The sequence below is a fragment of the Nocardiopsis terrae genome, from assembly GCF_014651695.1.
In the GTDB taxonomy this organism is placed as follows: Bacteria; Actinomycetota; Actinomycetes; order Streptosporangiales; family Streptosporangiaceae; genus Nocardiopsis; species Nocardiopsis terrae.
In genome coordinates this window covers 662,256-688,508 of the sequence record NZ_BMXJ01000003.1, presented here as the reverse complement: position 1 = coordinate 688,508, position 26,253 = coordinate 662,256, and the positions used below count along the sequence as shown (strand labels likewise).

Annotated in this window: 27 protein-coding genes and 1 CRISPR repeat array; of the genes, 13 read left to right on the top strand and 14 right to left on the bottom strand. The window is 71.6% G+C overall.

Features of this window, described 5'->3' with window-relative positions; translation table 11 throughout:
• Positions 1-19: 19 nt before the first annotated feature.
• The 5 genes from IE195_RS11010 to IE195_RS10990 all read left to right on the top strand — a co-directional run bounded on the left by IE195_RS11010 (position 20) and on the right by IE195_RS10990 (position 7,224).
• A complete protein-coding gene (locus IE195_RS11010; RefSeq protein WP_229826162.1) occupies positions 20-1,054 on the top strand; it encodes an AAA family ATPase in 1,035 nt (344 codons plus the stop codon).
• On the top strand, positions 1,054-2,184 hold the full coding sequence (locus IE195_RS11005; protein WP_191270208.1) for a DUF58 domain-containing protein: 1,131 nt from the start codon (positions 1,054-1,056) through the stop codon (positions 2,182-2,184). Before IE195_RS11010 ends, IE195_RS11005 begins: the two co-directional genes overlap by 1 nt.
• Complete coding sequence (locus IE195_RS11000) at positions 2,172-4,475, top strand: transglutaminase-like domain-containing protein (RefSeq protein ID WP_191270207.1); 2,304 nt, start codon at positions 2,172-2,174, stop codon at positions 4,473-4,475. Before IE195_RS11005 ends, IE195_RS11000 begins: the two co-directional genes overlap by 13 nt.
• Positions 4,472-6,214 carry a protein kinase domain-containing protein gene (locus IE195_RS26480; RefSeq protein ID WP_191270206.1) on the top strand — a complete coding sequence of 581 codons (1,743 nt, stop codon included), beginning with the start codon at positions 4,472-4,474 and terminating at the stop codon, positions 6,212-6,214. Before IE195_RS11000 ends, IE195_RS26480 begins: the two co-directional genes overlap by 4 nt.
• A gap of 254 nt (positions 6,215-6,468) precedes the next feature.
• Positions 6,469-7,224 (top strand): DUF4352 domain-containing protein, encoded by a 756-nt coding sequence (locus tag IE195_RS10990; protein WP_225942416.1) that lies wholly within the window; start codon positions 6,469-6,471, stop codon positions 7,222-7,224.
• A gap of 113 nt (positions 7,225-7,337) precedes the next feature.
• Here IE195_RS10990 and IE195_RS10985 read toward each other — a convergent pair whose 3' ends face one another.
• The 4 genes from IE195_RS10985 to IE195_RS10970 form a co-directional block, all read right to left on the bottom strand.
• Entirely contained in the window at positions 7,338-7,952 is a 615-nt protein-coding gene (locus IE195_RS10985) for an MBL fold metallo-hydrolase (RefSeq protein WP_191270205.1), read from the bottom strand.
• Entirely contained in the window at positions 7,949-9,034 is a 1,086-nt protein-coding gene (locus IE195_RS10980) for an S-(hydroxymethyl)mycothiol dehydrogenase (protein ID WP_191270204.1), read from the bottom strand. The genes IE195_RS10985 and IE195_RS10980 overlap by 4 nt, the downstream gene beginning before the upstream one ends.
• 109 nt (positions 9,035-9,143) lie before the next feature.
• Positions 9,144-10,034, bottom strand: a complete 891-nt coding sequence (locus IE195_RS10975) for a LysR family transcriptional regulator (RefSeq protein WP_229826161.1) — start codon at positions 10,032-10,034, stop codon at positions 9,144-9,146.
• A gap of 108 nt (positions 10,035-10,142) precedes the next feature.
• Entirely contained in the window at positions 10,143-10,499 is a 357-nt protein-coding gene (locus IE195_RS10970) for a DUF3817 domain-containing protein (protein WP_191270203.1), read from the bottom strand.
• Positions 10,500-10,713: 214 nt separating this feature from the next.
• Here IE195_RS10970 and IE195_RS10965 point away from each other — a divergent pair, with 214 nt between their 5' ends.
• From IE195_RS10965 to IE195_RS26685, 6 genes are all read left to right on the top strand, one after another.
• Positions 10,714-11,130, top strand: coding sequence for a GNAT family N-acetyltransferase (locus IE195_RS10965; RefSeq protein ID WP_191270202.1), 417 nt, complete (start codon positions 10,714-10,716; stop codon positions 11,128-11,130).
• Positions 11,131-11,271: 141 nt separating this feature from the next.
• Entirely contained in the window at positions 11,272-11,805 is a 534-nt protein-coding gene (locus tag IE195_RS10960; protein ID WP_191270201.1) for an NUDIX hydrolase, read from the top strand.
• Positions 11,806-11,881: 76 nt separating this feature from the next.
• Positions 11,882-12,364 carry a hypothetical protein gene (locus tag IE195_RS10955; protein ID WP_191270200.1) on the top strand — a complete coding sequence of 161 codons (483 nt, stop codon included), beginning with the start codon at positions 11,882-11,884 and terminating at the stop codon, positions 12,362-12,364.
• A gap of 165 nt (positions 12,365-12,529) precedes the next feature.
• The gene (locus tag IE195_RS10950) at positions 12,530-13,762 is read left to right on the top strand and encodes an MFS transporter (RefSeq protein WP_191270199.1); all 1,233 of its coding nucleotides are present in this window, start codon (positions 12,530-12,532) and stop codon (positions 13,760-13,762) included.
• 116 nt (positions 13,763-13,878) lie between these two features.
• Positions 13,879-14,757 carry a VOC family protein gene (locus IE195_RS10945; protein ID WP_191270198.1) on the top strand — a complete coding sequence of 293 codons (879 nt, stop codon included), beginning with the start codon at positions 13,879-13,881 and terminating at the stop codon, positions 14,755-14,757.
• Positions 14,754-14,975, top strand: coding sequence for a helix-turn-helix domain-containing protein (locus tag IE195_RS26685; protein WP_191270196.1), 222 nt, complete (start codon positions 14,754-14,756; stop codon positions 14,973-14,975). Before IE195_RS10945 ends, IE195_RS26685 begins: the two co-directional genes overlap by 4 nt.
• A gap of 219 nt (positions 14,976-15,194) precedes the next feature.
• Here IE195_RS26685 and IE195_RS10935 read toward each other — a convergent pair whose 3' ends face one another.
• The 7 genes from IE195_RS10935 to IE195_RS10905 form a co-directional block, all read right to left on the bottom strand.
• Positions 15,195-16,175, bottom strand: a complete 981-nt coding sequence (locus IE195_RS10935) for a DUF6994 family protein (RefSeq protein WP_225942418.1) — start codon at positions 16,173-16,175, stop codon at positions 15,195-15,197.
• Positions 16,176-16,339: 164 nt separating this feature from the next.
• Complete coding sequence (locus tag IE195_RS10930) at positions 16,340-16,600, bottom strand: hypothetical protein (RefSeq protein WP_191270194.1); 261 nt, start codon at positions 16,598-16,600, stop codon at positions 16,340-16,342.
• Positions 16,587-16,922: a hypothetical protein gene (locus tag IE195_RS10925; protein WP_191270192.1), complete on the bottom strand. Its 336-nt coding sequence runs from the start codon at positions 16,920-16,922 to the stop codon at positions 16,587-16,589. Before IE195_RS10925 ends, IE195_RS10930 begins: the two co-directional genes overlap by 14 nt.
• Positions 16,923-17,357: 435 nt before the next feature.
• Entirely contained in the window at positions 17,358-17,966 is a 609-nt protein-coding gene (locus IE195_RS10920) for a GNAT family N-acetyltransferase (RefSeq protein ID WP_191270189.1), read from the bottom strand.
• On the bottom strand, positions 17,959-18,585 hold the full coding sequence (locus IE195_RS10915; protein ID WP_225942419.1) for a TetR/AcrR family transcriptional regulator: 627 nt from the start codon (positions 18,583-18,585) through the stop codon (positions 17,959-17,961). Before IE195_RS10915 ends, IE195_RS10920 begins: the two co-directional genes overlap by 8 nt.
• A gap of 213 nt (positions 18,586-18,798) precedes the next feature.
• Positions 18,799-19,254: direct repeats of the CRISPR family, unit length 29 nt; unit sequence GTGAGCCCCGCGCACGCGGGGATGGACCG.
• A 168-nt stretch (positions 19,255-19,422) separates the two neighbouring features.
• A complete protein-coding gene (locus tag IE195_RS10910; protein ID WP_191270187.1) occupies positions 19,423-19,602 on the bottom strand; it encodes a DUF397 domain-containing protein in 180 nt (59 codons plus the stop codon).
• Positions 19,592-20,413: a helix-turn-helix domain-containing protein gene (locus IE195_RS10905; protein ID WP_229826160.1), complete on the bottom strand. Its 822-nt coding sequence runs from the start codon at positions 20,411-20,413 to the stop codon at positions 19,592-19,594. Before IE195_RS10905 ends, IE195_RS10910 begins: the two co-directional genes overlap by 11 nt.
• Positions 20,414-20,717: 304 nt before the next feature.
• Here IE195_RS10905 and IE195_RS10900 point away from each other — a divergent pair, with 304 nt between their 5' ends.
• Positions 20,718-21,185 (top strand): ATP-binding protein, encoded by a 468-nt coding sequence (locus IE195_RS10900; RefSeq protein ID WP_191270185.1) that lies wholly within the window; start codon positions 20,718-20,720, stop codon positions 21,183-21,185.
• 102 nt (positions 21,186-21,287) lie between these two features.
• Positions 21,288-21,611 (top strand): hypothetical protein, encoded by a 324-nt coding sequence (locus IE195_RS10895; protein WP_191270183.1) that lies wholly within the window; start codon positions 21,288-21,290, stop codon positions 21,609-21,611.
• Between the two features lie 208 nt (positions 21,612-21,819).
• Here IE195_RS10895 and IE195_RS10890 read toward each other — a convergent pair whose 3' ends face one another.
• From IE195_RS10890 to IE195_RS10880, 3 genes are all read right to left on the bottom strand, one after another.
• Positions 21,820-23,544: an amidase gene (locus IE195_RS10890; RefSeq protein ID WP_191270181.1), complete on the bottom strand. Its 1,725-nt coding sequence runs from the start codon at positions 23,542-23,544 to the stop codon at positions 21,820-21,822.
• Entirely contained in the window at positions 23,544-24,620 is a 1,077-nt protein-coding gene (locus IE195_RS10885) for an agmatine deiminase family protein (protein WP_191270179.1), read from the bottom strand. Before IE195_RS10885 ends, IE195_RS10890 begins: the two co-directional genes overlap by 1 nt.
• Before the next feature lie 83 nt (positions 24,621-24,703).
• Positions 24,704-26,236, bottom strand: coding sequence for an APC family permease (locus IE195_RS10880; protein ID WP_191270176.1), 1,533 nt, complete (start codon positions 26,234-26,236; stop codon positions 24,704-24,706).
• Between the last annotated feature and the right edge of the window lie 17 nt (positions 26,237-26,253).

The following is a 26,253-nucleotide window of genomic DNA, read 5'->3' as shown; positions in this document are numbered from 1 at the left end:
GCACAGCCGAAAGACACCAGTGAACACCAACGACCACGCAGGACCCCCCTTCCACCAGCCCGGCCCGAACGTGCCGGTCTCGGCTGACGAGGCGGCGGTCCACGCGGACGAGTTCGACGGCATGGCCGCCTCGGTCGGGTCCGCGCTCCTGGGCAAGGCCGAGGTGGTACGGCTCGCCCTGGTCGCCCTGCTCGCCCAGGGACACCTCCTGCTGGAGGACGTCCCCGGTACCGGCAAGACCACCCTGGCCCGCGCCGTCGCCTCCTCCGTGGACGGTGTCTGGAGGCGCGTGCAGTTCACCCCCGACCTGCTGCCCTCCGACGTGACCGGCGTGACCGTGTTCAACCAGGCCACCCGCGAGTTCGAGTTCCACCCGGGGCCGGTCTTCGCCAACGTCGTCATCGCCGACGAGATCAACCGGGCCTCCCCCAAGACCCAGTCGGCGCTCCTGGAGGTCATGGAGGAGGGGGCGGTCACGGTGGACGGCGTCCGCCACCCGGTCCCCGCGCCCTTCCTGGTGGTGGCCACCCAGAACCCCGTGGAGATGTCGGGCACCTACCGGCTCCCCGAGGCACAGCTCGACCGGTTCCTGATGCGGCTGACCGTCGGCTACGCGGACCCGGTCGCCGAACTGGCCATCATCCGCGGCGACCGACTCACCTCACCGGACTCCCTGCCCGCCTGCACCGACGCCGAACGGATGGACCGCGTCCGCCGGGCCGCCCGCCGCGTGCACGTCGACGACTCCGTCTACGAGTACGTGCTGCGCGTGGCCCGGGCCACCCGCGAACACCCCGCGCTCAGCGTCGGCCTGTCCACCCGGGCGACCGTGGCCATGGCCCATGCGGCCCGCACGCTCGCCCTGACCTCCGGCCGCCCCTACGCCACGCCCGAGGACGTCAAGACCCTGGCCCAGCCGGTGTGGGCGCACCGCCTGGTGCTGTCCCCGGAGTCCTCCGTCGGCGGCCGCACCGGCACCGACGTGCTCGCCGAGATCCTCGAGGCGACCCCGGCCCCACGGCCGGGCCGACCGGGGGCGACGGCGGTCAGCTGATGCCGACCACACGGGGGTGGCTGGTGGCGGGCGCGGGGGCGCTGCTGCTGGCCGTCGGAGTCCTCTCCCAGTACCAGGAACTCGCCCTGCTCGGCGCGCTCGCCGTCCTGGCCGTGGCCGCGGCCGTCCTCGCCGTGGGCCGCACCGCCGACGTCGCGGTGCTGCGCTCCCTGCCCTCGGGCACCCGCACCACCCCCGGCCGGTCCGTGCGGGTGCACATGCGGGCCCGTAACACCGGACGCCGCCGCCTGCGCATCACCGAACGGGTCCTCGGCCCCGACGGCGGACACGACGTCCCCCTGGCGTCCCTGCCCGGCGGCGGCACCGGCGGTTCGGACTACTGGCTCCAGCCCTTCCGGCGCGGGGTCGTCGAACTCGGCCCCCTGCGCGCCGGCCGCTCCGACCCCCTCGGGCTGGCCGAGAGCGGCCGCTCCCACGGCGCCACCGACCGGGTGTGGGTGCACCCGCGCCGGCAGTACCTGCGCGCCATCCCCGTCGGCAACGTCGCCGACCCCGACGGCGAGGTCGACGGGGCCCGGGCCGGAACCCTCACCTTCCACACGCTGCGCGACTACGCGCCCGGCGACGACCTGCGCCACGTGCACTGGCGCAGCTCGGCCCGCCTGGACCGACTCGTGGTCCGCGAGTACGTCGACACCTCCCAGACCCGCGTGTGCGTCCTCGTCGACGACCGGCCCTGCCCGGGAGGCACCCCCCTGCTGGACGAGGTCACCGGAGCGGCGGCCTCCCTCCTGGCCACCGGGGTGCGCGCCGCGCTCCACTGCGAGCTGCGGCTGGTCAGCGGACGCGGCAGGGACAGCAGCGGGGGCCTGCCGCCCCTGCTCGACCTGCTCGCCGAAGCCGAACCCGACCCCGGGGGAAACCTCGCCGACGCCCTCCACCTGGCCCGCACCCGCAGCGAGGGCGACACCGCCATCCTGGTCAGCGGAGCCCTGGACACGGCCGACCTGCGGGCCCTCGGGCAGCTCGGAGACCGCTACTCCGGGCTGTTCGCGGCGCTCCTGGGCCAACGGGAGCGCCCGCCCGCGCCGCCCTCCGTCACACTCATCACCGCCGGCGACGCCGCGTCGTTCGCCGACCGCTGGAACGAGGCACCATGGCCACGGTGACGGCCCCCGCCCCGGAACAGACCGCGCCGAACCCCGCACCCGCCGCCCCCACACGGCGGCCGCGCGTGTTCCCGCCCCCGCCCGGAACCCTCCCGGCCGCCACCGGGCTGGTCCTGACCACCTACGCGGGCGGCGCGGCCCTGGCGCCCTCCTACGCCCCGTCCGCTCCGGTCCACGCGGTCCTGGCCGCGACCGCGGTCGTCTCCGTCACGCTCGCCCTGCTCCTGCGCACCCGGTACAGCGAGCTCCGGACGGTACTCACCGGTGTTCCGCTGCCCCTGGCCGCCGTGCTGCTCGGCGCGGCCCGGCTCCCGGGGGAGGAGACGGGGGTCCTGCGCGGCGCGGGCGAGGCGCTCCTGCACTCGGGGGCGCGCATCCTCACCACGACCGCGCCGGTCCCGCCCAACGTCGACACCCTCACCCTGCCGCTGCTGGCCACCTGGCTGGCCGGTACCGCCGCGGCCCTGGCCTGGAGGGACGAACGCCGGGTGCTCGCCCTGCTGCCCGGGCTCCTGCTGCTCGTGGGCGCCGTGGTCCTCAACGGGCCCGTCGCCCCGCCCGGTTTCACCTCCATCGGCCTGCTCGGCGCGGCCGCGGTCCTCGTCATGTCCGTCCGGTCGGGCCCCGGCACGGACGGCGCGGGCTCGCCCGCGCTGGGCATCCAGGTGGACGAGCGCCCCGCCGCGCCCTCCCGGGTCCGCGACGCCGCGGTCACCGGGACCGTCTGCGTGCTCACCGCCGCCACCGCGGTGTTCGGCGGCCCGCTGCTGCTCGCCGGATGGTCCGCCGAACCCGCCGACCCGCGCGCCGCCCTCGTCCCGCCCATGGACTCACAGCAGGCCCTCAACCCGCTCAGCTACCTGCCCGGGTGGGCCGCCCGGCCCGACGGGCACCTGCTCACCGTCGAGTCCGAGGGACCCGTGGAGCTGCGCTGGGTCGCACTCGCCGACTTCACCGGGACCACCTGGCTGCCCGAGAGCGGTTACCGGAACGCGGGCCAGACCCTCCCCGAACCGGTACCGCCGCCGCCGGGAGCCGAGACCGTCACCGCACGGATCACCGTCGGCGACGACCTCCCGGGCAGCTGGGTACCGGTGGTCGGGGTGCCCCGCAGGGTGGGGGTGGACGCCCCCGGATACGACGCGCTCACCGGCACGGTCGTCAACCTGGACGGCGGTGTGGCGGGCCACAGCTACGAGGTGTCCGGCGAGCTCGCCGACTGGAGCGGCGTCGACGCCTCCCGCGCGGCCCCGCCCGTGGGGGACGTCTACGAGCTCTACCGGGACCTGCCCCCTGGGGCACCGCCCATCCTCGACGAGGTCGTCTCCGAGATCGCCTCCGAGGGCGGGTACCACCACCGAGCGAGAGCCATCGCCGACTACCTGCGCGACTCCCACTCCTTCGACCCCACGACCCCCGGCGGGCACGGCTACGCGCACATCGACGCCCTCCTCGCGGCGCCCGGAGGCCGGGGCGGCGCAGGCACCTCCGAACAGTTCGCGAGCGCCTTCGCCATGCTGGCCCGCGCCGCCGGACTGCCCAGCCGGGTCGCCGTCGGTTTCGCCCCCGGCACGGAACGGGGCGACGGGGAGTACGAGGTGCGCACCGGCGACGCCTACGCCTGGGGCGAGGTGTACTTCGACGGTCTGGGCTGGGTGCCCTTCCACGTCACCCCCGGCGGGGAGGACGAACAGAGCGCGGGGCCCGACCTCGAGGGCGGCGAGAGCTCCGACGGCCCCGAAGCAGAGGAGTTCGAGGGTTCCTCCGGCGGGCAGGACCAGGGGGAGGCGGCACCCGGACGCGAGGGCGGGGACCGTCGCGGAGCGGTGTGGGCGGCGGTCTTCGCCGGAACCCTGCTCGCCGTACTCCTGCTCGTCCCCGCGTCGCGGCTCACCCGCCGTGCACTGCGACTGGGCACCGGACCGCCCACGGACCGCGTCCTGGGAGCCTGGCGCGAACTGCGGGACGGGATCCGGATGAGCACGGCGGAACCGCCCGCCGGGCACACCGTCACCGACACCGTCGCCCTCGCCCGCGACCTGGTGCCCTCCCCGGCGCTCGCCCCGGGGCTCGACCGGTTGGCGAGCGCTGTCAACAGCGCGGGCTTCGGCGGTGGGATCGGTGTCGACGCGGAGGTCGCGGCGGGTGCCGCGCGGACCGTGCGGGACCACCAGCGTGCACTGAGAAAGGGCGGGCCCCGGATCAGGCGGCTGGCCTGGTGGTTCGACCCCCGCCCGCTGTTGTGGCGGGACGGCCCGGCTACGGGCCGCGGACGGAGGGGACTCCGATGAGCGGAGCGGAACAGCACAGCAGACTGGCCCCGGGGTTCCACTCCCCGGAGGTGCTCTACCGGGGGTCGGCCTCGACCGTCTACCGGGCGCGGCGCGACGGGGACGACGCCCCGGTCGCGCTCAAGGTCATGCGGGACGCGGCCGGGACCGCCGAGGCCGACCGGCTGGGTGAACTCACCGGGATCCCGGGCCTGGTCGCGGCGGTGGGCGGCGGACGGACCTCCTCCGGCAGGGCCTTCGTCGCCATGGACCTGTACCCCCGGGGGGACTACGCGGCCGCGCTGGAGGACCGCGGGCCGCTGCCGTTGGAGGAGGTCCTCGTCGTGGGCCGCTCGGTGGCCCGGGCACTGGCCGCGCTGCACGGCCGGGGCCTGCTGCACAACCGGGTGGAGCCGGGCAACGTCCTGTGCGCCCCGGCGGGGGCCGTCCTCGCCGACGTCGGCGGTGTGCTGCCCGCGGAGCAGCGGCCCGAACCCGTCGGGCCCGACCCGGTGGCGGTCGCACACGCCTCCCCGGAGGCGTTGCGCTCGGACCGCCGCACCCCCGCGTCCGACGTCTACGGGCTCGCCACGGTGCTCTGGACGCTGCTCGCCGGACACCCGCCCTTCGCCCGGGGGGACAGCGGGCCGGAGGACCCGTTCGCCTACCGGGAGCGGGTCCTGGCCGAGGATCCGCCCCGACTGCCGCGCGCCGACCTGCCCGCGCACCTGCGCGAGGTCCTCGACCGCGCACTGTCCCGGGACCCCGGGCGACGCCAGGACGCCGCCGCTCTCGCGGAGGAACTCGGTGGTGCTCCGGACACGGGCGCGGCGGTGGCGGGTCCCGGGGGAGCAGGGGGCGAGGAGGATCCTGGGACCACGGAAGACCCGCAGGACGCGGAAGGCCCGGGGGACCGGGGAGAGGCGGAGGAACTCGCTGCGGGCCATTCCGCTGCCACCGACGAACGGAGCGGCGGAAGGGACGACACCGTTTCCGAGGACGGGCGCTCCGCCCCCGCATTCCCGGAACGCTTCCCGGCCGACTCGCCGGAGCTCGCCTGGGCGGCCCTGCCCGGGTGGGCCGGAACCTCGGCAGGGCCCCCGCCTGCCGCACCCGCTCCGGGCCCGCCCAGGAGGACCGCGTCACCGGCCGATCGCCCGTCACCGCCGCAGCCTCCGTCGCCGTTCCCGGAGCCCCCCGAACCTCCGGGGCCGCCCGAGACCGATCCCCGACCGCACGGCCCGGCCCCCCGGCGCCCCCTGTTCATCGGGGTCACCGTCGCAGCTATCGCCTTCGTCGCCGTCACCCTCGGCGCGGTCGCCGTCCTCCGGCCCGGTGCCGGAGGGGACCTCGTCGAACAGGTCCGGCAGGATGGTTCCTCGCCGGAGGCCGCTGTGTCACCGCAGGAACAGCAGAGCGGTGCCAACAGTCCCGAGGAAGGGGAGAGCGGAGCCCCCGCGCCACCCGCCGACCGGGTCGAGGAGGCCGCACCCACCGACGTCGCGCTGGAGGACACCGGGCACACCGTGGTGGTGAGCTGGACCGACAACACCGGTCCCGCCACGGCCCACCAGGTGGTCGGCGGCCCCGCAGGAGAGAGTCCGGGCAACCTCGCCGACGCCGAGCCCGGTGCGGGGCAGGCCAGGGTCAGTGGCCTCGACCCGGGGCGGGAGTACTGCTTCGTGGTCATCGCCGTGCTCAGCGTGGACGAGATCGCCCCCTCGGAGCAGGTGTGCACGGAGCGGTCGGACTCGGCCTGACCCGCCCTTTCCTACCCCTGCCGGCCCAGATCGGCAGGTTTGCGCCCTGTTCGGCCACGGTGAGACGGAGACGCCGTCCGGGGAATGCGAAAAAGGTTGCCGTGGCCTGGTTATTGGGTCAGTGAATTTGCTGTCACATTGTTCCATCCGAAAGCAAATATGTCCTTTGCTTTTCCTGTTTTCCCGGGGAGGTGCGTGACCCTGGAAGGGGGATGTTTTGCCCTCCGCTGAGATTGTCCAGGGAGTTGTGCGCCATGAGCAGCATGCAGGGCGGACCGTCGCAGAACGATCCACAGCAGCACGGGCCACAGCAGCAGGGGCCGCCGCAGGGCGGAGGGCCGCCGCAGTACGGGCCACCACAGTACGGTCCCCAGCAGTACGGACCGCCGCTGCAGGGTGGCCCGCAGCAGTACGGCCCGCCGCCGCAGTACTGGCCTCCGCAGGCGGCCCCGCCGAAGAAGAGGAGGAAGTGGCCGTGGATCCTGCTGGCCGCCGCCGTGATCGTCCTGGGGATGTTCGCGTGTACCGCCGGAGGCGGTCAGGAGGCCGAGACCACTTCGGGTGGCGAGGAGAGTATCTACGGAGCGGAAGAGGAAGGCTCCGAGGAAGCCGCCGAAGGCGAGGAGACCGTCGGTGTCGGTGACACCGGTGAGGTGGGTGACTGGAAGGTCACGGTGAACAGCACGGAGACCGCCGGTACGTTCGGCGGTGAGTTCACCGAGAAGCAGGCCCAGGGCGAGTTCGTCATCGTCGACCTGACGGTGGAGAACGGGGGCAGCGAGGCCACCACCTTCGACAGCAGCGCGCTCTCCCTGATCGACGCCGACGGGAACAGCCACTCCGCGAGCACCACCCTGGAAGCCGACTCGTTCTTCCTGGAACAGATCAACCCGGGGAACCAGGCCACGGGCAGGGCCGCCTTCGACGTCCCCGAAGGGACCGAGGCGGTGGCGCTGGAGGTGAGTGACATCTGGAGCATGGAAGCGCCGCTCGAGATCAGGCTCGACTGAACGCCGAGGATCCGGACACCGCACGGAAAACCGTGAACGGGCGGTGCGGGGGGCTGCCCCCCGCACCGCCCGTTCACGTGGATCCGGCACCCGGGTCCACGCTCCCGCTCGGGCTACTCCCGGATGTTCGGGGCCTCCGCGCCGATGGTCGTGGAGTCGCCGTGTCCGGTGTTGACCACCGTGTCCGCGGGCAGCGTCAGCAGCTTCCGGCGGATCGAGTCCACGATGGTCGGGAAGTCCGAGTACGACCTGCCCGTTGCGCCCGGACCGCCCTGGAACAGGGTGTCACCGCTGAACAGCACACCCAGCTCGGGCGCGTACACGCACACCGCCCCCGGTGCGTGGCCCGGGGTGTGCAGCACCGTCAGCTCCGTGCCCCCGACCCGCACGCTCTGGCCGTCGGCCAGGTCGCCGTCCGGGGCCCGGTCCGGGTGGGTCATGTCCCACAGCACCCGGTCCTCGGGGTGCAGCAGGATCGGCGCCCCCGTCGCGTCGGCCACCGCGGGGGCGGCGTTGACGTGGTCGTTGTGGCCGTGTGTGCACAGCACCGCCACGACCCGGCGCCCGTCCACCGCGGCGGTGATCGCCCCGGCGTCGTGCGGGGCGTCGATCACGACGACCTCCTCGTCGTCCCCCACCAGCCAGACGTTGTTGTCCACGTCCCAGGAACCGCCGTCCAGGGTGAAGACCCCGGACGTGGTCAGGTGTTCCACTCGCGCGTCACTCACAGTCGCACCACCGATCGCAGTACATCGCCCCGCTCCATGCGGGCGAAGGCCTCCTCGATGTCACCGATACCGATCTCCTCGGTGACGAATCCGTCCAGGTCCAGCCTGCCCTGGGTGTAGAGGTCGATGAGCATGGGGAAGTCGCGGGAGGGCAGGCAGTCGCCGTACCAGGAGGACTTCAGCGCACCGCCCCGGCCGAACACGTCCAGCAGCGGCAGTTCCAGCCGCATCTCGGGGGTGGGCACGCCCACCAGCACCACGGTGCCCGCCAGGTCGCGGGCGTAGAACGCCTGCTCGTAGGTCTTGGGGACGCCGACGGCGTCGATCACCACGTCCGCCCCGAACCCGCCGGTGAGTTCGCGGATCGCCTCGACCGGGTCGCTCTGACCGGCGTTGACGGTGTGGGTGGCGCCGAACCCGCGCGCCCACTCCAGCTTGCGGTCCTCCAGGTCCACGGCGATGATCCGGTCGGCCCCGGCCAGGCGGGCCCCGGCCACGGCAGCGCTGCCCACACCGCCGCAGCCGATGACCGCCACCGAGTCGCCGCGGCCCACCCCGCCGGTGTTGACGGCTGCCCCGATCCCGGCCATGATCCCGCAGCCCAGCAGGCCCGCCGCGGCGGGGGAGGCGGCCGGGTCGACCTTGGTGCACTGGCCGGCGGCGACCAGCGTCTTCTCCGCGAACGCGCCGATCCCCAGGGCGGGGGAGAGCTCGGTGCCGTCCTCCAGGGTCATCTTCTGCTCGGCGTTGTGCGTGTCGAAGCAGTACTGCGGCCGTCCCCGGCGGCAGGCGCGGCACTGCCCGCACACGGCACGCCAGTTGAGGATGACGTAGTCGCCGGGCTCGACGCCGGTGACACCGGCACCGACGGTCTCCACCACGCCCGCGGCCTCGTGGCCGAGCAGGAAGGGGTACTCGTCGTTGATCCCGCCCTCGCGGTAGTGCAGGTCGGTGTGGCAGACCCCGCACGCCTGGATCCGGACGACCGCCTCGCCCGGACCGGGGTCGGGAATGACGATGGTGGTCAGTTCGACCGGTGCGCCCTTCGCGCGTGAGATCACACCCTGGACCTGTTGGGACATGCGAGTTCTCCCTGAACCTCGTGGCCGGTGGGCGGTGCCGGAGGGCACCGCCTCAGGTCACCCTGCCGCACCGCCGGTACGCGTGTCCAACATGTGGAAAGTGTGGGACTCACAAATGGGAGTCATCAATCGGATGCTTCTCGCCGAGCAGTTGCAGGAAGGCGCGGGTGGCCGCGGAGGGGCGAGCGGATCCGGGCATCGCCAGAGCCACCCGCCACCGCGTCCGTCCGGGGAGGGCGGTGCTCCTGAGGCCCTCGGCCTGGGGTTTGCGGGTCACCGGGCGGGGGACCACCGCCACCCCCATCCGCCTATGCACCAGGTCCAGCAGCGTGTACACGTCGTTGACCTGCAGGGCCACCCGCCGGGCGATCCCGAAGTCGGCGAACGCCCGGTCGGCGCAGTCCCGGGCGCCCCACCCCGGGTGCAGGTCCACGTACTCCTCCTCGCCCAGTGCCTCGGGGAGGGCTTCCCCGTCCACCGGGTGGTCGGCGGCGGTCAGCAGCATCAGCGGCTCCTCGGTGATCCGCAGCAGCCGCACACCCCCGACCGCGTCGAGCGGTCCGGCCACCAGGGCGGCGTCGAGCCTGCCCGTGCCCACCAGGTCGAGCAACTGCCCGGTGGCGGCCTGCTGGAGGTTGATCGCCACGTGGGGGTGGCGCTCCCGGTACCAGTGCAGGAGGGGCGCGGCCTCCACCACGCCCATGCACTGCTCGGTGCCCAGGGACAGGGCGCCGCGCACCCCGTGGTCGTCGGTGACCAGCTCCCGAAGGCCGTCGGTCGCGGCCAGGATGCGCTGGGCCTCGGCCAGGAGCAGCCGCCCGGTCGGGGTGGGGGCGACCCGGCGGGTGGTGCGCAGCAGCAGTTGCGCGTCGAGGTCCCGTTCCAGGGAGCGGATCGACGCGGACAGGCCGGACTGGGTGATGCCGAGGTACTCGGCGGCCCGGGTGAAGTGCTCCTCCTCGCAGACCGCGACGAAGTGTCTCAGATGTCGTAGCTCCACATCGCGCAGCCTAAAGGGTCGGACGCGGTCCCGGACCGGCGAACGGACCCGTCCGGGACAGGCTCCGACGGCGGGCCCGGTGCCCGGGAGAACTGACGGTTCCGTTTGTCAGGCGGCTTTTTCGGTTTCCCCGGCGGCCTTGCGGGTGTGCTCGTCCGCAGGGGTCAGGCGCCCGGTCCGGTGCAGCCACCAGTCGGCGGGCAGGGTGCCCAGGGGAGGGATGGACGCGGCCAGCGCGACCAGGGTCGGCCACACTCCCCAGCGGAACTGGTAGGCGGCGACCAGGCTCACCAGCACGTACACCATGAACGCTCCGCCGTGCAGCGGGCCGAAGACCTGCACGCCCAGCTCGCTGCCGCTGCCGAGGTACTTGAAGTACATGCCGACGAGCAGCCCGGCCCAGGTGAAGGCCTCGAAGACGGCCACCACGCGGAAGGTCCGGGCGGTCAGGGTTGTGATGCTCAACGCGGTTCCTCGGGCTTGTCGTCGCTGTTCGGGGGAGGCCCCGGGGGACCTCCGGGCCGTGTCCAGGTTAGGCCACCCTTTCCGGGGTCCGCCTCCGGGGCCGTGTCCGCCACAGGGAAGGGTGACCGGCCAGGTGTCCTGAGCCCGCGCGGTACCACCCACACCACGGGAGAGCACGCACCACGAGGAGGGCGGCGGGTAGTAGCGTCTCCGTATGCCTGAGGAGCCACCAGGAGCCGAGGAGATCCGCGTCCGGTTCCCCGTCGACGACGAGGAGCTGTCCCGCCTGCACGCCGAGGCGTTCGACCACGAGTTCGAGCTGACCCCCTGGTCCGAGAGGCTCGCCAGGCACAGCCGGTCCTGGGCCGGGGCCTTCGTCCGCGGGAGGCTCGTGGGCTTCGTCCACGCCGTGTGGGACGGCGGGAAGCACGCGTTCCTGCTGGACACGGCGGTGGCCCCGGACATGGGGCGCCGCGGTGTCGGCGGGCGCGTCGTCGCGGCCCTGACCGAGGACCTGCGCGGGTCGGGCGTGGAGTGGCTGCACGTCGACTACGAGCCGCACCTCGAAGGTTTCTACCGGCGGGCCTGCGGGTTCGGTCCCACCCGGGCGGGCCTGCTCCGGCTGCGGTGAGGCCGCCCCGCGTCCGGACTCTGGTCGGCTCCACGGCCTCGTCCTGCTGACCGCGGAGTACCGGGCAGCGGTCAGGGACGTGCCCGGGCCGGGTTGTGGTTGCCTTGTGGCGGCACTGTCACCGAAGACCGGGAGTTCTCCGTGCGCTGGACCGTTCACTCCGAAACCTCCCTCTACGCGGACCGGTGGTTGGACATCCGGGTCGCTGACGTGGAGATCAGCGGTGGACGCCGCCTGGAACACCGGCTGATCCGCTCGGCGCCCGGAGCCGGGGCGGTGGTCGTGAACCGTCACGACGAGGTCCTGCTGGAGTGGCGGCACCGGTTCATCACCGACACCTGGGCCTACGAGATCCCCATGGGGGCGGTCGAGGAGGGTGAGACGCCCGAGGCCGCTGCGGCACGCGAGGTGGAGGAGGAGACGGGGTGGCGTCCCGGCCCGCTGCGGCCGCTGGTGTACGTGCAGCCGAGCGCGGGGATCAGCGACGCCGAGCACCACGTCTTCCTCGCGGAGTCCGCCGAACACGTCGGCGACCCGGCCGATGACTGGGAGGCCGAACGCGTCGAGTGGGTGCCCCTCACGGAGGTCCCGAAGCTGGTGGGGGAGCGCAGGCTGGTCAACGGCACGTCGATGACGGCCCTGCTGTACCTGTACGGGACGGGCCGACCGGGATGAGCGCCCGCCACAGTGTCCGGAACCGGGACGAGGGCCCGCCTACCCTGCCGTCGAACAACCGAACCAGGGAGCCAGTGTGACCCGCATCGGTATCACCGGTCACTCGAACCTCACCTCGGACAGTGTGCCGCTGGTACGTGCGGCCCTGGCCGGGGCACTCGCACCCCATGCGGGTGACGGTCTCGTCGGCGTCTCCTGCCTGGCGCGCGGGGCCGACCAGCTCTTCGCCGAGGCCGTGCTCCGGGCGGGCGGCGGGCTCGAAGTGGTCCTGCCGTCCGTCGACTACCGGGAGGCCAAGGTCAAGCCCGACAACCTCGAACGGTTCGACACCCTGCTCATGCGTTCGACCCTGGTGCGGTACATGCCGCACCGGACCGCGGACAGGGCCGCCTACGCCGACGCCAACGAGGCGGTCCTGGGCGGGATCGACCGCCTGTTCGCCGTGTGGGACGGTCGGCCCGCGGGCGGCCGGGGCGGGACCGGTGACGCCGTCGGGGCCGCCCGTGAGCGCGGGGTGCCCGTCGACGTCATCTGGCCCGCAGGGGCCCGCCGGGAGTAGCCGGGGGCGGGGAGCCCGGCGGCCCCCGCTCCTGCGGTTCCGCTTCGGTCCTCCCTGGGCTGTTCCGGTCATGACATGAAACGCCCCGGTTCCGGCGGATGCGGGTACGGTTCTCCTGCCCCCGGCGCACGGGGATCACCGGACACGGAACGGATAAGGGCTGTCGTGCGTGGATACCTGTCCTTCCTGAGAGCCGACCGGCGCTGGCTGCTGGGCTGTTTCGCGCTCTTCCTGTTCTGCTCCTTCGGGCACACCTTCTTCGTCTCCCTCTTCTCCGCCGACATCCGGGAGTCCCTGGGCCTGTCGCACGGGCAGTTCGGGTCCCTGTTCACGGTCGCGACCCTGGCGGGCGCCCTGGCACTGGCCCAGCTCGGCAAGGTCGTGGACCGCCACCCCGCCGGACGGGTCGTGCCCGCGCTCATGCTGATGCTGGCCGCTGGAGCAGTGGCCCTGGCGCTCGCCACCAACGTGTGGGTCCTCCTGCTGGCCCTGTTCCTCCTGCGACTGTTCGGTCAGGGGATGCTCTCGCACACCTCGTTCACCCTGGCCGGGCGGTGGTTCGACCGGGAACGCGGCCGTGCCACCTCGGTGGCCACGCTGGGGCTGAACACGGCGGAGGCCCTGTTCCCGCTCGCCGTCGTGGCGGTGCTGGCCGTCGTCGGCTGGCGGGAGGCCTGGTGGCTCGTGGCCGGTGCGCTCGTACTGCTCGCCTGGCCGATGTCCGTTCTCGTGCGCAGGGAACGCGCCCCGCTTCGGGCCGCCGGTGAGCGGCCGACGGCCCCGGCCCGCAGCTGGACCAGGAACCAGACCCTGCGGGACCCCTACTTCTTCCTGCTGCTCACCGCGATGGCGGCTCCGGCGCTCATCGGCAACACGGTGTTCTTCCACCAGGCGCACCTGGCCGAGCTGCGGGGCTGGCCGCCCGCCCTGTCCGCCTCGGCCTTCTCCGTGTACGCGGCGGTGACCGTCGCGGCCAACCTGGCGGGCGGCGTCCTCGTCGACCGGGTCACCGGGCTCCGGCTCGTGCCCTGCTTCCTGCTCCCCCTGGGCGCGGGGCTGCTGGTCCTGGCGGTCGTCGAGGGCCCGTGGAGCATGCTGGTGTTCATGGCCCTCTACGGGGTCACGAACGGCCTGTCCCTCAGCCTGATCGGCACCGTGTGGCCGGAGGTGTACGGGGTCGCCCACCTCGGAGCGATCCGGTCGAACATCGTGGTGGTGCTGGTCCTGGCCTCGGCCGCGGGCCCCGGGGCCGCCGGCCTCCTCATCGACGCGGGGGTGGGGTACCCGTCCCAGGTCGCCGCCCTCGGTGCGTACTGCCTGCTGGCGTCGGCGGCCGCGCTGTGGTTCGTGCCGCGGATCCGGGCCCGGCTCCGCCTGGAGCGGAGACCCGCGGTGTGAGACATCCGACCTGACCGGACCCCCTCGGAGCCGGGTTCTGGAAGGCGGAGCCGGATTCAGGCGCCGGGTTCGGGGAAGGGTTCGGGGGACACCGAGCGACGATGAGAGGGGGAGTGATGGCCGAGCTCGAACAGGCCCGTTATCCGGCCGGGGTTCCCTGCTGGGTGGAGCTCTCCGAACCCGGGGACAAACTCGCGACCGCGTTCTTCGGGGACGTGCTCGGATGGCGGTTCGAGGACCGCACACCCGAAGGGGCTCCGAAACCCTACTTCGTGGCGGGCCTCCCCGACCGCGAGGGAGACGTCGCCGGGTTGGGCTCGTTGCTCGCCGAACCCGTGGACGCACCCGTGTGGACCACCTACGTGCGGGTGGACAGCGCGGACGAGACCGCCGAACGGGTGGTCTCGGCGGGCGGCAGCGTCCTGCGCGGCCCCGACGACGTCGAGGGTGTGGCGCGTGTGGCGGTCTGCGCCGACGCGGCGGGGGCCCGGTTCGGGCTCTGGGAGGCCCGGGGAAGCGGCGGCGCCCACCTGGCGAACATGCCGGGGACCTGGAACTTCAGCAACCTGGTCACCTCCGACCCCGAGGCCGCAGAGGCCTTCTACGGTGAGGTCTTCGGCTGGAAGACCCAGCGGGTGACCATGGGAGGGGCCGAGGAGGCCACGATGCTGTACCTTCCGGGGTACGGCGACTTCCGGGAGAAGCAGGACCCGGGGCTCCGGGACCGGCACGCCGCGACCGGCGCGCCCGAGGGGTTCATGGACGCGGTCGGCTGGTTGTCGGTGGTCCCCTACGAGGCCCTCGCCGAGACCGTGCCGCAGTGGTCCGTGGAGTTCACCGTCTCGGACGCCGAATCGGTCCTGAGCCGGGTCGTGCAGCTCGGCGGCACCGTCGTCACCCCCCTCGCCGACCTGGGCGGCCTGCGTTACGGCGCCTTCCAGGACCCGAGGGGCGCGGCCATAGCGGTCAACGAGTTCCACCGCCCCCCGGAGTGAGTCCGGGTCCGAACCCGAGAGGCTTCGCACCGGCGCCCCCACGCCTTTACCGGACCCGCACCGGCGCGACGATCGCTCAGATCGCCGAGGAGCTCGGTATCAACCGCGAGACTCTGCACGGCTGGATTCGCAAAGATGGCGAGGAGACGCGCTATGACGGCCGGAGGCGGCAGTTCCGAGGACCATGCGGATGCGGTGGTCCGACGGTGAGACGGTGATCGCCAAGACGGCCGAGCGGTGGGCCGCTGGCCTCGGGCGTGCCGACGCGGTCCGGGCCGAGAGCGAGCGCAACCGCGCACGCTGACCGGGGGCGCCCCGGAAGCTCTCGCCGTGGGCTTCCGGGGCCCTTCCGTGTGCGGGGCGGGTGCCGGGGCGTCGCGTGCGCTGGGAGACGCCAGGCAAACGCGAAGGGGCGGTGGCTCCTTACCCAGAGGGGCCTAAAGAATCCTGGCGTACGCGGCGATGCGGGCGTTCCTGGCGTGGATGAACTCCAGGCTCTTCTCCATGTAACGGCGGTACGTTGCCAGATCCTGCGGCACTGACGGCATGGCGAACTCATCGAACGGCATCGCGAACCGGACTCGGTCCCCGTCGAGCAGGTCTTGGAGGAGGAAGTGGTCGACGAACCCTTCGAAGGTTTCGAACAGGGCGAAGAAATCGGCGTACCGGGCGAGAACGTCACTGAGTGGACTCCGCTGGCCCGTGTAGTGGCGCCGGACGCACTCGACCGTGAGGTCGAACCGGTCGGCGATCCGTGGATGGAAACCACGGGCGCCGTTGATCGTCTGCTTGTTTCCGATCCTGTTGCCCGGCCAGATCATCGTCCCAGCGATCGTGTATCCCAGGTTCCAGAACGCCTCGAACTCGCCGTCATCGAGCCTCGCGACGATGGCCCTTGCCTTGTGCGGGAACGTGGGGATGACGGCGTCGCTGCTGAGCCAGAACTGTCCTTTTTCTGACTCGTGGACGAGGTACCCCCCCGGCCTTCCGTCGGCGAGGTCGAAGCGCGTCCCGCCTGGAAGTTCTTTGCTCCAGAGTGCTCGGTGGTAGCGGTGCAGCGTGTTGCTGTACGTGTCGGGGTCTTTGCCCGGGGGAGTGTCGGTCTGGAAGTCGTACGTCGTGTCGATCAAGGGGGCGTCGAGCGGGTACGCCCTGCTTGACGGTCGAGCCGCAGGTCCGGATGCGCCGCCTACGGCGTGCTCGTCGGCGCGGGCGAAGTGGTCGGGGCAGTGGATCCGTAGATGCCCTTTCGCGTGCCGGGCGTGACGGTGCTTGATGACGGTCAACTGGTCAGCGGGCAGGACGGCCCCGCATGTGGAGCATTTTCGGAGTTCGGGGTCGGTGGCGTTCCGGTCGGGGAAGACCTCGCTCAGGACGCGGGGCTCGTCGTACCCGATCAGGTCTCGTTCGTCGGTCACGCCCGTGTTCCTCTCCGGTTGTGCTCGGTCTCAGCATGCCGGGGAAGCAGAGGTTCCACGGTTGTCCTCCTCGTGGTCAGGGGATGTCTGCCGGGTCATCGGCTGTGCGGGGTCGAGAAGCCTAACCGACAGGGCGGGGCGCGTGGGCATCCAGAGAGGCCGGATCAGGGTCCGATGCGCCGGTCAGTAAGAACGCCGAAGACGTACGCCGATCCCTGGACGAGATTGCTGATCCGCCCAGGGCCGTTCAACGGCATGAGCGCATGCGCCTTGACGAAGTCACTGCGGGGAATGATGCGTTTGGTGTTGTTGAGGTGGACCTGCCCGTGCCGGACGGCGTAGCTGAACGGGACACCGGTCTTGGTGTGGAACACCTGTCCCGAGCACGCTTCGATCCTGCGCCAGACGCTGTCAAAGGTGGCCATGAAGGAACCTCCGCACCGCTTCCAGGTCGGATGCCCGGTTGCGGTGCAACCGGCCCCGGGCGTCGGCGTCCAGGTCGGCGGAGCGGATCACCACCAGCCGCAGGCCGTGCTGCGGGATCAGCTCGTCGCGTTGGGCGGCGTAGATCACCCGCTGCTCGTCGCGCTCCACACCGCTGACCGTGGCCCGGTTGGCGTAGTGCCGTTCCGGCCGGTCGTAGTGCGGTCCCCGGTACTCCACGACCAGCCGCAGGTCCGGCCAGTAGCCACCGATGGCGGGCAGCTTCCGACCCTCGCGGCCCGGCGCGGGCGGGTCGCCCCGCAAGCCAGTCGAACGTGTACCGGCGTTCGCAGGGATGGCCGAGGACCTCGTCGCACAGGTCCAGTACGTAGTCCTTGTCCTTGTCGCTCATGCCCCGATGATGCCACCGGCCGCTCTCCCCCAAGCCGGGAACGGCTCCCGGGCCCAGCACCGGCCCGGGGCGCTTCCGTGTTCAGGAAGACCCCACCAAGCGCCGGAGAGGTACCACCGCACGCGTGCCCCATCCGCCTGGTGTTTCCGCGCGTGGCTGATGAGAACTGGCGAGACCGGGCCGAGTGCAGGGGCCTTGACACCTAGCTGTTCTGCCCGGTCCCCGGCAACCCGGGTCGAGGAGTGCCGGGGACTTGCGCACCGCACCCGGCCTGTCCTTCGGGGAGCGGCTGAGAGTCTCCGACCGGTACCGGGGGCGGGGCCCGGAAGCAGCGTCGGGGGCTCCGTTCAGTCCTGGGTGAGCTTCATCGACACGTAGGCGTGGAAACCGCTCCACCTGGTGTGGTTGACCCGGCGGCGCCTGTACTCCCGGAAACCGAGGCGCTCGTAGAGACCGAGTGCGGCCTCGTTGTCGTCCTTGACGTCCTCCAACGTGTACTCGTCGTACCCGGGGAGGTCGAGGATGTGGTTCAGCACGGCCTTCGCCGCACCCCGGCCGCGGAACCGCCGGGAGCTGGCGACGAAGCCGATCTCGGCCCGGCCCGCCTGTGGCGCGGGGCCGTTCCCCTGGAAGTGCCTGCGGAACACCCGGTCCGCGATGGTCCCCCTGGCCAGCCCGAGGTGTTCGCGCAGAGTCCGGGCGTCGTGGTCGATGGCTTCCTGGCCGCCTTCGGTGAGGCTGGCCAGCGCCGCCGGCCGCCCGTCGATCAGTGCCACGTGGAACCGTTCCAGCACCAGCATGTGCTCGATGGCCGTGACGAGCCGCTCCGGGTCTTTCGCGAAGTAGGCCAGGTCCTCGCCGAACCCGTCGACGAACACCTCCGCGATCCCGTGCCGGTATTCCTCGCCCAGTTCGTCGCCGCGCCGGACCTCGATCATCACCGTCTCCTCAGACATCGCCGCCCTCCTTGAGCAGAAGCCCCATCACGGTGGACACGGTCGGCACGGTGCCCTCCTCGCCCAATGCGGAGCGCATCGTCACCAAACCGTCGAACACCGCGAAGAAGCAGGTCGCCAGTTCCTCGGGCGGTCCGGGGCGCAGGGCCCCCTGTTCCTGGCCGAGTCCGATCAGCCGCACGGTCGCCCTGAGCAGTTCCGTGTTCCGTTCGACCAGTTCGCGGACGGCGGGCGGGGCTTCCGGTCCCGCGCTGACCCCCTGGGTGAAGGCCTGGTGCATGAGCAGGAAGAAGTCGACGAAGTCCCCCTCGCCCCGCAGGTCTGCCAGGAACTCCCCGGTGAACTCCCGCAGTGACTCCACGGGGGCATCCGAGTCACGGAACCGTTCGGCTGTCGCCCGCAGACCGGCAGCTGCCGCCGTGACCAGGTCGCCGAAGAGTTCCTCCTTGGTGGCGAAGTGGCGGTAGATCGATCCGGTGCTGATACCGGCCTCCGCTGCGATCCGGCGCATGTTCACCGCCGCGTACCCGTGGCGTGCGAACAGCCGCACCGCCGCCGAGCGCACCCGCTCCCGGGTGGCGGCACGCATCGCCTCGTGCTGTTCCGGAGTCCGTGGCATCGATCGTCAGCCTCCCGTTTTTTGAATGAACATGTGTTCATTCTATCTAGGGCTGCGTGGATGGCAAGCGAGTTGAGTTCGTCCCAGGTTGCGGATGCGGTGGTTCTGGGCTTCTCGGAACTCGTCCGGGTCGTGTCATGATGGCTGGGCGCGAGCCAGCTCGTACCTTTGTTGCGGGGAGATAACGGCTTGTGTTGTCGCAGGTCATTAACTGTGAGCCCCGCGCACGCGGGGATGGACCTGGAGCTTTCCGAGAGCGGAGTGATGACACTCCGTGAGCCCCGCGCACGCGGGGATGGACCGTACGGCGGGTACACCTTCTCCGCGGACCCGCGGTGAGCCCCGCGCACGCGGGGATGGACCGACCTATGTCTACATCGGTGCGGCCGTGGTGGTGTGAGCCCCGCGCACGCGGGGATGGACCGCCCTTCACGCAGGGGCTGGCGGCTGCTCGTCGGTGAGCCCCGCGCACGCGGGGATGGACCGTCGTTGCGGGTGAAGGCGTCCTCAGTGCGGAAGTGAGCCCCGCGCACGCGGGGATGGACCGCCACCTCCAGGCGGCGGAGCCCGGCCAGGGCCGTGAGCCCCGCGCACGCGGGGATGGACCGTCGCCCTGGAACTGGCCGAGGCCAGGCTGGACGTGAGCCCCGCGCATGCGGGGATGGGCCGGGGCAGACGGTCACCACGATCCGCGCCCAGGCGTGAGCCCCGTGCATGCGGGAAGAACCGGGGCCTATGAGTGCACTCGGGGCCGAACAGACAAGGTGTCGCCCAGCAACCTGAAACGCCACCGGTCCCTCGCCGACAGTTCTGGCAAGGGACCGGTTCGTGCTGTGGCTACTCGGTGGAAGCCACCGTGCTCAGGAGAGCAGTCCATTCGGCACTCGCGAAGGTGAGGTGCCCGGATTCGCGGTTCTGGGTGTCCCTGACCCGGGTATCCGATCCTTCCGCCACCTCCACGCAGCTGCCGCTACCACCGCTGTAGGAGGACTTGTGCCAGAGGTGTTCAGTTGCCATTGTCGTTCACCATTTCCTGCAACATCTTGAGGGTGGCTGCCTCGGGCAGAGCTTCGCCCTGGAGGAGCCCGAAGCTGGTCAGACATTCCTGATGGCGTTCAGGGTCGCTGATGACGATCTCCCCGGTCATGTACTCCGCCGAGGCCACAGGGGGTTCTCCGGCGAAGGTGTACAGCCGGAACGCGCCACCGTTGCCGTAGTGGCGGCCGGTGTCTCGGGGAATGATCTGCGCACGTACCCTACCGGCCTCCGCATCAGCCAGTAGCCTCCGACGCTGGTCACGCAGGAGGGCGAGTCCTCGCCCACCGACTTGTTGGTGCAGGACCCCCTCCGTGATGAGAAGGATGATCAGGGGCCGCGGATCTCGGTCAAGGATTTCCTGTCGGTCCATTCTGGCTCGCACCAACTGGTCAACCCTGTCAGCGCTCATCCCCGGGAAGGTGTCCTCGAACACCGCGCGAGCGTACTCGGCGGTTTGGATGAGGCCGGGAAACACCAGGGGCTGATACTCCCGAATCTGGGTGGAGGCTGCTTCCAGGTCGGGAAGTTCGGCAAACCTCATGGGGGTCTGTACTTGCCGATTCGCCTTCTCCCAGGCTTCCACGAGTCGTCCGCTCGCCTGGAGTTCCTCGTCCAGATGGTTCACGTACTTCGGGTCCGGTCGGCGCTTCCCGGTCTCCCACGAGGAGTAGTGGCTGATGACCACTCCGATCGCGTCGGCGACGTCTGCCTGTCTGAGGCCAAGGCTGTCCCGAAAACCGCGCATGCTGCGCCCGAAGGTCCTCCAGGCCGGGTCGATGTGCCGAACCACCGCAGGGCTCCCCACTACCTGATTTCGCCGTCGATTCACAGGTTACACAAGTAGTTCTCCGAGCGGGCGATCTTTTTCACCACATCTGCAATCTGTTTGCCATCCTGCGAACTCTATTGAAGAGCTGGTTTCGCTGGGGGATGGTGTGCCTACGGAGAAGCCAGAGTGAAATATGGATTCCTCTGCACAGCAAGGTGCGTAACGCCCTTAAGGGGCGTTCCGGAAAACAGGGAGCCCCGGGGCCGAAGTCGAAGGCGGCCGAACCGGGGCTGTGGCCCACCCCGAAACCCCCGAGGTGAGACGAATGCAGGATATCCCCGCACGACAGGCGGTGCCAGAGCGGTCCTACCCCCGACGGCTCCGGCTCGACAGCCCCCACCAGCACGGCATCCTCCTGGGCCATACCTGCGAGTACGCACCCCTGATCGGCTGGTGCCGCAGTGTCCTGCCCGGGCACGCCCGACCGTTGATCCAGGTCGCCCGCGCCCTGGTCGACAACGCCCACCGGCACAGCCGTTCCGGGAGCCCCGGCGGCACCGTCCGTGTCGTGCTGGACCGGGCCCGGCCTCTGCTGCCGCACCTCTACGTCACCGACAACGGCCCCCTGCGCGGGTCCGGTATCGACTACCCCAGGTTGGAGAGGCAGGCAGGCGGGTGCGGCCTGGCCCTCGTCGAACGGCTTTCCGTGTACTGGGACTTCTCCTGGTCCTGGGACGGGCACCGTATTCGCGAACTGACCGTTCAGGTCGTTCTGGATCTCACCGACCGGTGAGACCATTTCCCGAGAACCAGAACGGGCCCGGAAGGCGCTGCAACGCTTTCCGGGCCCCGATCCCGAAATCCAACATCCCAGAATAAGAAGAAAGCAGGATCAATGACGAACCCTATCCCCGAACCCCGGAGTGCCGCACGGGTTTCGCTTCGCGAACCCGCCCAGTCCGGACCGGCCTGTGACACCTGCGCCCACCGGACCTGTCGCCTCCTGCGCGCCCGCCACCTGCCCCTCCTGGGCGGCCACCGCCGCGAGTTCGCCCGCGAACACCTGCGTGCCGCCGCTCTGCAGGCCCGCAACCCGCACCGGCTCATCTGGTTCGGTGAGAGCACCCAGTCCTACTGGGTCGCCGACGCCCGGGGCCTGACCGAGGCCGCCGACTCCGGGAGCCTGCTCGTACTGCTGGATCCCTGCCCGGAGCGGTAGCCCCGCCGCTCCCCGCAGGAGGAACCCGAACGGCTCCACACCTTCCGCTCCGACGGGCCCGCCCGGGAGCGCTACACGCCACCGAGGCGGGCACGCTGAGGCCGCGCCGAGGGCACTGCCCCCGGCGCGGCCGAAACAGACGCCCTCCCCGGCTCCCAGACCAGCGCGGGCCTCAGATCACCCCGAGCCCTCCGACCGTCCCGGCCCCTCAGGACAGGCGCGGCGTCCGGGGCGGTTCCTGACGGCGCTGCCCGGTCGCCTCGAAGGCCGCCGCGATCCTCAGCAGCCGTGCGTCGTCGTAGGCGCGTCCGGCGAAGGTCAGCCCCACCGGCATACCGGTGTCGGGCATCGTGCCCATCGGCACCGTCACCGTGGGGATGCCCAGATGCCGCCAGACGAGGTTCCCGTTGGCGACCCACACCCCGTTGCGCCAGGCGACGTCGGCGGACTCGGGGTTCACGTCGGCGTCCGCCGGGGCGACATCGGCGACCGCCGGGAAGGCGATCGCGTCCAGCCCCAGCTCGTCCAGCCAGTCCTCGAAGTCGACCCGGCGCGTGCGCTCCAGGCCCCGGACACCCTCCTCCAGGTGCGGGATCTCCGTGAGGGAGGAAGGGGCCCCCGCGCGGCGCACGAACTCCGGGTAGGCGGCGATGTCGTCGTCGAACCCGTCGTAGCGGTCTGGCAGGGTGCCCGGCTCGTGCGGGAAGATGCGGGCGCCGTCGACCTGGCCCAGGTCGTTCAGCTTCGGGTCGCCGTTGGCGCGCAGGAAGTCCTGCCAGGACCAGGCGGACAGGTCCAGCAGCTCACGGTCCAGGTACTCCCGGCTGACCAGCCCCCGCGTCCTGATGGTGGGGGCGCCCGGCCGGTCTCCCTCGTAGTTGGTCACCACCGGCAGATCCGTCTCCCGGACGCAGACACCGGAGGCCTCCAGGTCGGCCCGGGCCTCCTCCCACAGCCGCAGCACGCTCGGCCGGGTGGCCACCGGCTGCCCGGTGGGACCGCCGATACCGGGGTTCTCCGAGGTCCCCGCCTCGGGGTCCCGGCCGGTGTAGAGCCTCGGGGCGCCGATCCTGAGCCCGTCCAGGGCCCGCCGTCCCGCGTCCGCGTCGGCCGCGCCCAGGTCGGTGAAGGACTTGGGCCGCACCCGGGAGGCCGCCGGGACCTCGACCCACGGCTGGCAGCGCCAGAAGTCCCCGCGCGTCTCGGTGTCGTCGGCGACGAGCACCTCCAGCAGCTCCAGCATGTCGGTCATGGTGCGGGTGTGCGGCACCACCACGTCCATGGTGGGCACCAGCGGCCAGTTCCCCCGGATGGAGATGACCCCCCAGGACGGGGTGTAGGCGCAGAGCGCGTTGTTGGAGGCGGGCGCACGCCCGGACGACCAGGTCTCCTCGGCCAGCCCGAAGGCGGCGAAGCTGGCGGCGGTGGCCGTGCCCGAGCCGTTGGAGGAACCCGAGGCGAAGGCCGAGGTCAGGTAGTCCCCGTTGTAGGGGCTTTCGGCGCGCCCGTACACACCGCGCTGCATGCCGCCGTTGGCCATCGGCGGCATGTTGGTCAGCCCGATCAGCACGGCCCCGTTCTCACGCAGCCGCTGCACCGTGAACGAGTCGCGCCGGGCCACCAGGTGCTCGAAGGCCGGGGACCCGCCCGCGACCGTCAGCCCGCGCGCCTGGTAGCTGTCCTTGGCGGTGTAGGGGATCCCGTCCAGCGGCCCCAGGACCCGACCGCGCGCCCGGCGCTCGTCGGAGGCCCGGGCCTCGGCGAGGGCGTCGGGGTTCGTCACCACCACGGCGTTGAGCGCGATCCCGCTCCGGTCGTAGGCCTCGATCCGCGCCAGGTAGTTGCGCACCAGCGCCTCACTGCTCACGCGGCCCCGCTCCAGGTCCTCGCGCAGCTGCGGGATCGTGGCCTCGACGACGTCGTAGAGCTCCATCAGTGTGTCCTCTCCTGCTCACACGGGGTCGGCTGCTGCTGGGTGATGCAGTGGACGCCGCCGCCGAAACGGAAGATGTCGCGGGCGTCGACCTGCTCGATCCGGCGTCCCGGGTAGGCCTCGGCCAGGATGCGCGCGGCCTCCTCGTCCCGCGGGTCGTCGAAGGCGCACAGCACCACGGCCCCGTTGGCGACGTAGTGGTTGATGTAGGACCAGTCCACGAACTCCCCGTCCTCGTCGGTGAGGGTTTCGGGGGCGGGCACGTCGACGATGCGCAGCGGGTTGCCGTCGGCGTCCGCGGCGCTCTCCAGGACCCGGCGCAGGGACCGGGTGATCTCGTGGTCCGGGTGGCGGGGGTCGTCCTGGCGGTGCAGCAGCACGGTGCCGGACTCGGTGAAGCTCGCCACGATGTCGACGTGCCCGCGGGTGCCGAACTCGTCGTAGTCGCGCCAGAGCCCGCGGGGCAGCCAGACGGCGTGGCTGGTGCCCAGCCTCGCGTGGATCCGCGCCTCCGCGTCCGCCCTGTCCAGCCCCGGGTTGCGGCCCGGATCCAACTGCACGGTCTCGGTCAGCAGGACCGTGCCGCAGGCGTCGACGTGGAACCCGCCGCCCTCGTTGACCAGGCTGCTCGGGATCCGGGGGACCCCGGCCAGCTCGGCCATCCGGCCGCCCACGAGCCGGTCCGACTCCCAGGCCGCCCACCCCTGGGCGCCCCAGCCGTTGAAGACCCAGTCCACGCCCCGGACGTCCCCGTCGCGACCGTGCACGAAGGTGAGCCCGATGTCGCGCATCCAGGCGTCGTCCAGGGGCATCACCACCGTTTCGATCCCGGGGCCGAGCAGTGCCGCGGCCGCCTCGGTGTCCTCGGGGGAGACCGCCATCGTCACGGGTTCGTGGCGTGCGATGGTGCGGGCCACCGCCGTCCACGCCGTACGGGCGCGCTCCAGGGTCGGGCTCCCGTGCGGTCCGAAGGTGTCGTTGGCGGGCGGGAAGGCCATCCAGGTGCGTTCGTGCGGTGCCCATTCCGGTGGCATCACCGTGGTGGGAGGCTCCTCGGCGGAACTGTGAGCGAACATGCCAATCCTTGTCAGGGAACAGGGGTCACGGGACCTATCCCGGGGCCGGGCCCGCTGCGGGCCCGGCCCCGGGACGGTGGGGCTCAGCCCTCCGTGGGGTACTCCGTGGTCACGAACCGGCGCCGGAAGAACTCGGGGCTGCGCAGGTACTGCACGACCATGGCCGCGCCCCCGAGGACGAAGACGGCGACCCCCAGGACGAACACCAGCCCGATCCCGCCGATCTGCGACCCGGAGCCGTAGGCGGGGTCCATGGAGTCCCAGGCGGTCTGGAAGAAGAAGACGAGCAGCAGGAGCCCGCCGACCAGGGGTGCCACCAGCTTGGTGAACAGGCCGCCCAGCGACGCGGTGGCCTCGCGCCGGAAGTACCAGGCGCAGGCGAGGGCGGTCACGCCGTAGTAGAAGCAGACCATCATGCCCAGCGTGGTGATGGTGTCCCACAGGACGTTCTCGGAGAGCACCCGCATGACCGCGTAGAAGACCGAGGCGATGACCACCGACACGACGGTCGCGTAGCCGGGGGTCCGGTGCACCGGGCTGACCCGGGCGTACTTCGGCGAGAGCGCCCCGTAGTGGCCCATCGCGAGCATGGTGCGCGCCGGCGAGATCATCGTGGACTGCAGCGAGGAGGCCGAGGAGGACAGTACCGCCAGGGACATCAGGACGGCGAAGGGGCCCATCACCGGGCCGGCCAGCGCCGCGAAGACGTTCTCCTGGATGCCGGGGTTGCCCAGGCCGAACTCACCGGTGGAGACACCCGCGAAGGAGAGGGTGGCCACCGACACCGCGGTGTAGAGCGCGACGACCACCAGGATGGTGGCGATGGCGGCCTTGCCCGGGGTCGTCGTCGCGCCGCGGCTCTCCTCGTTCATCGTCACGACCACGTCCCAGCCCCAGTAGATGAAGACCGACAGGGCCACACCGGCGGCGAAGGCGGAGAAGGAGTCGACGCCGAAGGGGTTGAACCACTCCAGCCGCACGGGCGTGGCGTCGAAGGCCGAACCGGCGTTGACCTGGACGAAGGCGGCGATCGAGAACCACACCAGCACCACGAGCTGGAACGTGACCAGGATGTACTGGAAGGTCTTGGTGGCCTCCAGCCCCCGGTAGGAGATCCAGGCCGCGGCGGCCATGAAGGCGAGGCAGGTCAGGATGTTGACCGGCACGTTGCGGGTCAGTTCGGCGATCTGTTCCTGGCCGGTCAGCTGCGCGATCGCCAGGTAGAAGAAGTCGACGGCGATCCCCGCGAGGTTGGACAGCACCAGGATGGTCGCGGCCAGCAGACACCAGCTGGCCATCCAGCCGACCCAGGGACCGAAGGCCCGGGAGGCCCAGGTGAAGGTGGTGCCGGAGTCGGGCATCGCCTTGTTGAGCTGGCGGTAGCCGATCGCCACCAGCAGCATCGGGACGAAGCCGACCAGTAGGATCGCGGGCAGGTGCTCACCGACGGCGGAGGCCGTCGGGCCCAGGGCGCCCGAGAGGGTGTAGGCCGGGGCGATGGTGGAGACGCCGATGACCAGGCCTCCCAGGAGTCCGATCGCTCCCTTGCTGAGGCCCTTCCAGTTGTTCGGGGTGTCGGTGCCGGCCTCTGCCGGCTGTCCGGTGGTGTGGGTCATGGGTTCTTCCTGTGGTC

What these genes read in the sequence shown, in the direction of transcription:
- IE195_RS10965 (WP_191270202.1), top strand. Translation starts at nt 10,714, where the DNA reads ATGCCTGAGGAGCCACCAGGAGCCGAGGAGATCCGCGTCCGGTTCCCC.
- IE195_RS10945 (WP_191270198.1), top strand. Translation starts at nt 13,879, where the DNA reads ATGGCCGAGCTCGAACAGGCCCGTTATCCGGCCGGGGTTCCCTGCTGG.
- IE195_RS10910 (WP_191270187.1), bottom strand. Translation starts at nt 19,602, where the DNA reads ATGGCAACTGAACACCTCTGGCACAAGTCCTCCTACAGCGGTGGTAGC.
- IE195_RS10900 (WP_191270185.1), top strand. Translation starts at nt 20,718, where the DNA reads ATGCAGGATATCCCCGCACGACAGGCGGTGCCAGAGCGGTCCTACCCC.
- IE195_RS10915 (WP_225942419.1), bottom strand. Translation starts at nt 18,585, where the DNA reads ATGCCACGGACTCCGGAACAGCACGAGGCGATGCGTGCCGCCACCCGG.
- IE195_RS11000 (WP_191270207.1), top strand. Translation starts at nt 2,172, where the DNA reads ATGGCCACGGTGACGGCCCCCGCCCCGGAACAGACCGCGCCGAACCCC.
- IE195_RS26480 (WP_191270206.1), top strand. Translation starts at nt 4,472, where the DNA reads ATGAGCGGAGCGGAACAGCACAGCAGACTGGCCCCGGGGTTCCACTCC.
- IE195_RS10880 (WP_191270176.1), bottom strand. Translation starts at nt 26,236, where the DNA reads ATGACCCACACCACCGGACAGCCGGCAGAGGCCGGCACCGACACCCCG.
- IE195_RS11005 (WP_191270208.1), top strand. Translation starts at nt 1,054, where the DNA reads ATGCCGACCACACGGGGGTGGCTGGTGGCGGGCGCGGGGGCGCTGCTG.
- IE195_RS10980 (WP_191270204.1), bottom strand. Translation starts at nt 9,034, where the DNA reads ATGTCCCAACAGGTCCAGGGTGTGATCTCACGCGCGAAGGGCGCACCG.
- IE195_RS10930 (WP_191270194.1), bottom strand. Translation starts at nt 16,600, where the DNA reads ATGGCCACCTTTGACAGCGTCTGGCGCAGGATCGAAGCGTGCTCGGGA.
- IE195_RS10885 (WP_191270179.1), bottom strand. Translation starts at nt 24,620, where the DNA reads ATGTTCGCTCACAGTTCCGCCGAGGAGCCTCCCACCACGGTGATGCCA.
- IE195_RS10895 (WP_191270183.1), top strand. Translation starts at nt 21,288, where the DNA reads ATGACGAACCCTATCCCCGAACCCCGGAGTGCCGCACGGGTTTCGCTT.
- IE195_RS10920 (WP_191270189.1), bottom strand. Translation starts at nt 17,966, where the DNA reads ATGTCTGAGGAGACGGTGATGATCGAGGTCCGGCGCGGCGACGAACTG.
- IE195_RS10990 (WP_225942416.1), top strand. Translation starts at nt 6,469, where the DNA reads ATGAGCAGCATGCAGGGCGGACCGTCGCAGAACGATCCACAGCAGCAC.
- IE195_RS10890 (WP_191270181.1), bottom strand. Translation starts at nt 23,544, where the DNA reads ATGGAGCTCTACGACGTCGTCGAGGCCACGATCCCGCAGCTGCGCGAG.